The sequence below is a fragment of the Polaromonas sp. JS666 genome, from assembly GCF_900103405.1.
GTDB lineage: Bacteria > Pseudomonadota > Gammaproteobacteria > Burkholderiales > Burkholderiaceae_C > Polaromonas.
Genome location: NZ_FNHX01000018.1, coordinates 35810 through 42000, shown reverse-complemented (window position 1 = coordinate 42000; position 6191 = coordinate 35810). Strand labels below are relative to the sequence as shown.

The window sequence follows — 6191 nt, the reverse complement described above, 5'->3', positions numbered from 1 at the left end:
GGGACCCAGACTGCGGGTCGCCTTTCTTTTGGGTACTTTTGGTGTTTGCGTAACTTCGCTGCGCGAAGTGAGCAAACCCCGCGCGCGTAGCGCGCCTTTGGCGAACAAAGAAAACCCGCTTTGCGGGTTTCGCCAAAAGTGCCTCGCCTGCCGGGGCGAGACCCGGCCAGCTGAACCAAGAAGAGGAAGGAGGAGGAGGCAGGAGCGCGCAAGGCCGGAGCAAGACCCGGCCATCAAACCAAGTCAATTCAATAAACAAAGCCCTGTTTCGCGTCCTGTTCGGCCGCAAGCAGGGCAGCCTTTCTTGATACCGTCCATGAGCAAGCCCTCTCCCGCAGCTTCAGGCGGAAGCGGCTTGCAGGAGACACACCATGCAACTGGACAATCTGAAAATCAGCACGCGGCTGGGCGCGGGCTTTGGGCTGGTATTGCTGCTGGCGGGCGGCTTGTTGGCGGTGGGGCTGGGCCAGCTGGCCGGCGCCAGCGCCTTTAGCCGTGACCTGAGCGGCGACGCCTGGTCGCGCGCCGGCGCGGCGGCGGCGCTGGGCAACTGGTCGCAATCCAGTGCGCGCGCCACCCTGGAGCTGTCCCTCGCGGCTGATCCCGCATTGGCGGGCGCCGCGCGCCGGCAAATTGCGATGGGCGACAAGAACATGACGGATGCCCTGGTGGCACTGGAAGCCGGCACCCCGCCGCCAGAGGAAAAGGCCTTGCTGACGAGCGTGCGCGGCGCGCAGGCTTCCTATGCGCAGGCGCTGGCCAAAGTGGTAAAACAGATCGAAACCGGCGACCGCGAGGGTGCTGTCCGTTCCTGGGCCGGCGAGGCCGCGCCATCGCTGGGCAAGCTGCAGCAGGAACTGGCCGCGCTGGCCGAAACGCAGGCGCGGCAGGCCAGGGCCGGCGGCCAGGCCGTCGAGACCGGCATCGCATCGGCACGGCGCTGGATGATAGGCCTGGCACTGGCGGCGCTGCTGGTGGGCGCGGCCGTGGCCTGGCGCCTCGCCCGCGGCATCGCGCAACCGCTCAATGAAGCAATTTACATCGCCGAAACCGTGGCCGCCGGCGACCTGAGCCAGGAGTTTTCCACCGAACGCGGCGGCGATTTCGGCCGCCTGCTGGGCGCCCTGGGCGACATGGAAGACACGCTGACCGACCTGGTCAGCCGCATCAAGGCCTCCACCGATTCCATCACCCTGGCTTCCGGTGACATCGCGGCCGGCAACGCCGACCTGTCGCGCCGCACCGAGGAGCAGGCGGCCTCGCTGGAGGAAACCGTCTCCAGCATGGAGGAGCTGACTTCCACCGTCAGGCTCAACGCCGAGCATGCGCGCTCAGCCAGCGGCCTGGCGGCCACCGCATCGGGCACGGCCGAGCGCGGCGGCGCGGTGGTGGCCCAGGTGGTGGACACCATGGCGGCCATCAGCGGCAGCTCCCGAAAAATCGTGGACATCATCGCCGTCATCGAAGGCATTGCCTTCCAGACCAACATCCTGGCGCTCAACGCGGCGGTGGAGGCCGCGCGCGCCGGCGAACAGGGCCGCGGTTTTGCCGTGGTGGCCAGCGAGGTGCGCGGCCTCGCGCAGCGCAGCGCCGGGGCGGCGCGCGAAATCAAGGCGCTGATCGCGGACTCCGTCGCGCATGTCGAGAGCGGCTCCGAACTGGTCGGCCAGGCGGGTCGCACCATGCAGGACATCGTGCAGGCCGTCAAGCGCGTGAGCAGCCTGCTCGAGCAGATCTCCGCCGCCTCGGTCGAGCAAAGCAACGGCATCGCGCATGTGAACCAGGCCATGGTGCTGATGGACAAGGCGACCCAGCAAAACGCCGCGCTGGTCGAGCAGGCCTCCACGGCGGCGGCTTCGCTGGCCGAGCAGACCCTGCAGCTGCAGGCGGCGGTCGATGAATTTAAATTGGATGCGGAGCCCGAAGCCGCGCCGTCGGCCGCGCTGCACTTCCAGGCGATAGGCAGGGACCTGCACCGTACGGCGCCGCTTCCGGCTTAGCTTGCTCAGATACCTGGCGGCTTTTTGAGCGTCAGCATGCGGTCCTGGGCGCGCAGCACGATGGTCTTGACCTCGGCGCCCTGCAGCACCGTGAGCCGGATTTCCGCGTCGGGCGCGGCATGGTCCCAGAGCTTTTTGTAAAAGGCCTCCAGCGTCGCGACCTTCGCATCGTCCACCGCCAGCACCACGTCACCCGCCGACAGCCCGGCCAGCTCCGCCGGGCTTTCCTTGCTCACGCGCAGTATCTGTATGCGCCCGCCCTGGTCGTTGGAGGTGATGCCCAGCCAGGGCCTGCGGCTCTTGGCGCTGTAACCCGAACGCTGCAGCTCCGCGAGTATGGGGCGCAGCAAATCCACGGGCACAAACATATTGCCCGGCAGGCGGCGGTTTTCATTGGTCGCATCCGACACAAACAGCGAGCCTATGCCTATCAGTTCGCCGCGCTGGTTAAAAAGCGGCGCGCCGCTGTGGTTGCCGCCGCTGGCCAGCACCGGCGGGCTGGTGAAGAGGGCCGATTCAATGTGGTATTCCCAGCTGCCCGAAAACGCGCGCCGGCTGACCAGCCGCGTCATGCTCACGTCGCCATCGTCATCGGGCTGCGGGCCGGTCACCGCCATCAGCGGCTCGCCCGGCTGCAGGTCCCTGCTGCTGCCCAGCGTCGCCACCGCCACATTGCGCAGCGGCAGCAGCGGGCGCAGCAGGCCGAAACCCGTGGCCAGGTCGTAGGCCACGGCGCGCGCCGGCAGCGTCCGGTTGTCCTGGGTCACGACCTCGATCTGCTCGGCTTCCAGCATCAGGTAGCCAATCGTCAGGATCAGCCCGTCCTGGCTGATCAGCACGCCCGAACCCGCGCGCCGCAGGCCCAGGGTTTCGGCGGAGCGCGCGTCCTCCATCGCCGTGACCTTGACGCCCACCACCGCCGCCGTGGCCCGGTTCAGCGCATCGATCATGGCCTGCGCCGCAGGCGGCGGTGCTGTGGCCGCGTGGGCCGTGCCCAGCAGCAAAGTGCTTGAGAGAAGGAGACAGAGCCAATGACGCAAGCTGCACATGACGGACTCCAGACGCGGCGAGAGGGCGCAGAAAGAAAGGCCGGCCGCGCTTGAAGAATGCGCCTTATTAAATGGCGTTGCAAGCGGCAGGGTCAAAAATCCGGCGGCAAAAACAGCCGCCTGGGATTGCCCGCCACCGTGGAGGCAAAAACAAAAAAGCCGTCCATGAACAAGGGTCATGAGACGGCTTTCGGGATGTGGTGCCCGGGGCCGGAATCGAACCGGCACGCCTTGCGGCGGGGGATTTTGAGTCCCCTGCGTCTACCAATTTCACCACCCGGGCTGGAATGAGCGAAGCCTCAAATTATGGCACAGTGTGGTCATGAACTATCCCACCATTGAAGACGCGATCGGCAAAACGCCTCTGGTCGCGCTGCAACGTATTTACGCCGCCGAGAACGCCGCACGCGGCAATGTGATCCTCGGCAAGCTTGAAGGCAACAACCCGGCCGGTTCGGTCAAGGACAGGCCGGCGCTCTCGATGATCAAGCGCGCGGAGGAGCGCGGCGACATCAAGCCGGGCGACACGCTGATCGAAGCCACTTCGGGCAATACGGGTATTGCCCTGGCCATGGCGGCCGCGATCAAGGGCTACAAGATGGTCTTGATCATGCCGGAGGACCTGAGCATAGAGCGGGCCCAGACCATGAAGGCTTTTGGCGCCGAACTGATCCTGACGCCCAAAAGCGCGGGCATCGAATACTCGCGCGACCTGGCCGACCAGATGCAGAAAGAAGGCAAGGGCCGGGTGCTGGACCAGTTCGCCAATGCCGACAACCCGCGCATCCATTACGAGACCACGGGGCCTGAAATATGGACAGATACGTCAGGCAAGGTGACACATTTTGTCAGCGCCATGGGCACGACGGGCACGATTACCGGGGTTTCGCGCTACTTGAAAGAGAAAAACCCGGCCATCAAGGTGATCGGCGCCCAGCCCAGCGAGGGTTCGCGCATCCCCGGCATCCGCAAATGGCCGCAGGAATACCTGCCCAAGATTTACGACCCGCGCCAGGTCGATGAACTGGTGCTGGTCAGCCAGGCCGACGCCGAGGACATGTGCCGGCGCCTGGCGCGCGAGGAAGGCATATTTGCCGGAATCTCGGCCGCCGGTGCCCTCTGGGTGGCGCAGGAGATCGCCAAGACCGTGAAAAACGCGGTGATCGTGTTTGTGGTCTGCGACCGCGGCGACCGTTACCTGTCTACCGGCGTGTTCCCGGCCTGAAGCCCAACCGACGCGGGCTTGCTGCTATTGAAAAAATAGCGGAAAGCCGCGTTTTCTTTCTTTTATTTTCCCTTCTGATCGCCTGCCATGACCCATGAATTCCGGTTTTGCCCGAACTGCGCGACGCCGCTGGCCATGGTGTCGCAGATGGAAGACGGCGGTGAAAAGGCGCGCCTGCGCTGCCCGGCTTGCGGATTCACCCACTGGAACAACCCCACGCCGGTGCTGGCCGCGGTGATCGAATACCACGGCCAGGTGCTGCTGGCGCGCAATGCGGCCTGGCCGGGCAAGATGTATGCGCTGATCACGGGCTTTATGGAAGCGGGTGAGACGCCGCAGGGCGGCATAGCGCGCGAAATCAAGGAAGAAACCAACCTGGAAACCAGCTCGCTGGACCTGATTGGCGTCTACGACTTCCAGCGCATGAACCAGGTGATCATCGCCTACCACGCGGTCTGCACGGGGGAGGTCAGCCTCTCGCCCGAGCTGGTGGATTACCGGCTTTACGACCTGGACAAGCTCAAATGCTGGCCTGCCGGCACCGGCTATGCGCTGGCCGACTGGCTGCGCACGCGCGGGCATGAGCCTGAATTTGTGGAGTGGGCCAAGCGCACCGAATAGCTTGCCGGCTGGGGTAAAGCCCGGTTCAGGGCCTTTGCGCTTTGCTTAAAATCCCGGCAACCCAAGGATTTTCATGAACATCGACAAAGAACTCGACACCCGCGGCCTGAACTGCCCGCTGCCCATCCTGAAAGCCAAAAAGGCGCTGACGGAAATGCTGAGCGGCCAGCTGCTGCGTGTGGTGTCCACCGATGCCGGTTCCACCCGCGATTTCCAGGCCTTTGCCAAGCAGACCGGCAACGAGCTGGTCGAGCAGCAGGTCGCCGGCAGCGACTTTATCCACGTCTTGAAACGGCGGTAAGCGCCGTTGGGGCGCCGCCGGCCGCCCCGGTTTTCAGGCCTGTTTGCGGCGTTCCCGGCCTGACCAGCCTATTTGCAGGTTGTCCAGGTAATTGCGGAAGTGCACGCCCACCTCGGGGTGCTGCAGCGCCAGCTCGACGGTGGCTTCCAGAAAGCCTTCCTTGCTGCCGCAGTCATAACGTTTGCCCTCGTACTGCAGGGCGTAAACGGTTTCCTTGTCGAGCAGGCTGGAAATCCCGTCGGTCAGCTGCAGTTCACCGCCCACACCAGCCTTCTGGCTGCGGATGTGCTCAAAAATCGCCGGCGTCAGGATGTAACGGCCGGCCACGCCCATGCGTGAGGGGGCCACTTCGGGCGCCGGTTTTTCGACGATTCTTTTCACTTTCATGAGTCCCGTGCTGGCGCCGCCGTCGGTCGCGACGATGCCGTAGCGGCGGGTCTGGTCCTGGGGCACTTCCTGCACCGCCAGGATGGATTGCTGCAGCTCTTTGAACTGCTCGGCCATCTGGGCCAGCACCGGCTTGCCGCCTTTGGGTCCGACCATCAGGTCGTCGGCCAGCAGCACGGCGAAAGCCTCCTGGCCGACCAGGTGTTCGGCGCACAGTACGGCATGGCCCAGGCCCAGGGAGCGGGGCTGGCGCACATAGGAGAAATTCATGTCTTCGGGCTGGACGGAGCGCACCAAATCCAGCAAAGCGAGCTTTTGAGCTACCTCCAGCTCGTTTTCAAGCTCGTAAGCAGTATCAAAGTGGTCCTCTATGGCCCGTTTATTGCGTCCTGTCACAAAAATCATGTGACGGATGCCTGCCGCGTAAGCCTCTTCAACCGCGTACTGGATCAGCGGCTTGTCGACGACGGGGAGCATTTCCTTGGGCTGGGCCTTGGTGGCCGGGAGAAACCGGGTGCCAAGGCCGGCAACCGGGAATACAGCTTTGTGTAATGTAAATTTTTGCATCGACTTTGATCGGAGAAAAGACTAGAGTGTTGCGTTGTTGA

6 protein-coding genes and 1 tRNA gene are annotated in these 6191 nt (G+C 64.4%); 4 read left to right on the top strand and 3 right to left on the bottom strand.

The features are described from left to right. Window positions 1-371: 371 nt before the first annotated feature. Window positions 372-2000, top strand: coding sequence for a methyl-accepting chemotaxis protein (locus tag BLQ85_RS23420; RefSeq protein ID WP_074580374.1), 1629 nt, complete (start codon window positions 372-374; stop codon window positions 1998-2000). A 5-nt stretch (window positions 2001-2005) separates the two neighbouring features. Here BLQ85_RS23420 and BLQ85_RS23415 read toward each other — a convergent pair whose 3' ends face one another. Beyond that, window positions 2006-3049 (bottom strand): S1C family serine protease, encoded by a 1044-nt coding sequence (locus BLQ85_RS23415; RefSeq protein WP_074580373.1) that lies wholly within the window; start codon window positions 3047-3049, stop codon window positions 2006-2008. A 198-nt stretch (window positions 3050-3247) separates the two neighbouring features. Further along, window positions 3248-3332: transfer RNA gene (locus tag BLQ85_RS23410), tRNA-Leu, on the bottom strand. Between the two features lie 39 nt (window positions 3333-3371). Between BLQ85_RS23410 and cysM the strand changes: the two genes are divergently transcribed. From cysM to BLQ85_RS23395, 3 genes are all read left to right on the top strand, one after another. Beyond that, entirely contained in the window at window positions 3372-4274 is a 903-nt protein-coding gene (cysM, locus tag BLQ85_RS23405) for a cysteine synthase CysM (protein ID WP_007867183.1), read from the top strand. Window positions 4275-4361: 87 nt separating this feature from the next. Next, window positions 4362-4895 (top strand): NUDIX hydrolase, encoded by a 534-nt coding sequence (locus BLQ85_RS23400; RefSeq protein ID WP_074580372.1) that lies wholly within the window; start codon window positions 4362-4364, stop codon window positions 4893-4895. 73 nt (window positions 4896-4968) lie between these two features. Continuing rightward, window positions 4969-5196 carry a sulfurtransferase TusA family protein gene (locus BLQ85_RS23395; protein WP_007867181.1) on the top strand — a complete coding sequence of 76 codons (228 nt, stop codon included), beginning with the start codon at window positions 4969-4971 and terminating at the stop codon, window positions 5194-5196. 33 nt (window positions 5197-5229) lie between these two features. Here BLQ85_RS23395 and galU read toward each other — a convergent pair whose 3' ends face one another. Then, on the bottom strand, window positions 5230-6150 hold the full coding sequence (gene galU, locus BLQ85_RS23390; protein WP_074580371.1) for a UTP--glucose-1-phosphate uridylyltransferase GalU: 921 nt from the start codon (window positions 6148-6150) through the stop codon (window positions 5230-5232). Window positions 6151-6191: the final 41 nt, after the last annotated feature.

What these genes read in the sequence shown, in the direction of transcription:
- cysM (WP_007867183.1), top strand. Translation starts at nt 3,372, where the DNA reads ATGAACTATCCCACCATTGAAGACGCGATCGGCAAAACGCCTCTGGTC.
- BLQ85_RS23400 (WP_074580372.1), top strand. Translation starts at nt 4,362, where the DNA reads ATGACCCATGAATTCCGGTTTTGCCCGAACTGCGCGACGCCGCTGGCC.
- BLQ85_RS23415 (WP_074580373.1), bottom strand. Translation starts at nt 3,049, where the DNA reads ATGTGCAGCTTGCGTCATTGGCTCTGTCTCCTTCTCTCAAGCACTTTG.
- galU (WP_074580371.1), bottom strand. Translation starts at nt 6,150, where the DNA reads ATGCAAAAATTTACATTACACAAAGCTGTATTCCCGGTTGCCGGCCTT.
- BLQ85_RS23395 (WP_007867181.1), top strand. Translation starts at nt 4,969, where the DNA reads ATGAACATCGACAAAGAACTCGACACCCGCGGCCTGAACTGCCCGCTG.
- BLQ85_RS23420 (WP_074580374.1), top strand. Translation starts at nt 372, where the DNA reads ATGCAACTGGACAATCTGAAAATCAGCACGCGGCTGGGCGCGGGCTTT.